The 966-nt window shown below is 71.3% G+C and carries 1 protein-coding gene and 2 pseudogenes; 1 reads left to right on the top strand and 2 read right to left on the bottom strand.

The genetic code is table 11. The features are described from left to right. Together FV222_RS27345 and FV222_RS27340 are read right to left on the bottom strand one after the other, a co-directional pair. A pseudogene (locus FV222_RS27345) lies at positions 1–186 on the bottom strand (MATE family efflux transporter); the annotation flags it as partial. 77 nt (positions 187–263) lie between these two features. Then, positions 264–605, bottom strand: coding sequence for a DUF6460 domain-containing protein (locus tag FV222_RS27340; RefSeq protein ID WP_147764347.1), 342 nt, complete (start codon positions 603–605; stop codon positions 264–266). A gap of 232 nt (positions 606–837) precedes the next feature. On the opposite strand from FV222_RS27340, the pseudogene FV222_RS31660 reads away from it, so the two are divergent. Beyond that, positions 838–966 (top strand): annotated as a pseudogene (locus FV222_RS31660) (alpha/beta hydrolase); the annotation flags it as partial.

The following is a 966-nucleotide window of genomic DNA, read 5'->3' as shown; positions in this document are numbered from 1 at the left end:
GATGGCGACCGCCTGCGCGGTGAGGCCGGCGGTCGCCATCCGCAGGGTGCCGAACGACCAGAACAGCGCGTCGAAGATGACGGCGCCCAGCGCGATCGCCCCGAGCAGGGCGGCGTCGCCCAACCGCCCGATCACCGTGGCGCCGACGAAGCCCAGCATCGGCGTCGTGACGTTGGCGATGGTCATCGGCAGGGCGAGCGCGAGGACGCGCCGCCCGGTGATGGGAAGGGGTGGGGTCACGCGGGCTCCCGATCGCGGTGGGGTTACCGCGAGACCGCGAACAGACGCGAGATCAGCCAGAGCGGCACCACCACGATGGCGCCGGCCAGGATCCACCCGCCGAAATCGTGGAACGTGGCGAGGCCGAGGTCGACGAGCGCGCGGGCCGAATCGTAGACCTGCCAGAACAGGCGCGCGGGCGTGAGCCCGAGCATCGCCATGAAGGCGCCGACGAGCACCGACAGGAACAGCAGCCGCAGGAACACCGCGGCCGGCGACCCGCCGAGGAAGCGGCGCATAGCCGAGGCGCGATAACCCGGCGCCTCGCGGTAGGACGCACCCGTATGGTTCTGACCCTGGCGGCGGGGGTCGTGCTCGACGATCATCGACATTCCTCGGAGGACGACGCCCTTCCAACCGCCCGAAGCCGGCGGAACCGTGACGGATGCACCACACCGGCGGCGAAACCGGATGGTGGTTCGGGCGTTAGGCGGTTTCGCTGCCCGGGACGAGATGGCAATGCGGCCCCGGCGCGCCAAGATGCGCGCGGGATTCGCCGACGCCCTCCGCCCGCGCGCCGCGTTGCCCCAAGAGACGCGTAAAGAGACGAAACGCCCCATGATCGACCACGCCTTGTTCGACCCGGCGACGATCGATCCGGAGACCAAGCGGCTCAACGCCGAGATCGTCGCCGCGCACGCGGCGCAGGCCGACCCGTGGTCGCTGCCGATCGCCGAGGTGCGCGCC

It is taken from the genome of Methylobacterium sp. WL103 (assembly GCF_008039885.1).
In the GTDB taxonomy this organism is placed as follows: domain Bacteria; phylum Pseudomonadota; class Alphaproteobacteria; order Rhizobiales; family Beijerinckiaceae; genus Methylobacterium; species Methylobacterium cerastii.
Note: the sequence above shows the minus strand (reverse complement) of the source record. Positions and strands in the feature narration are given on the sequence as shown.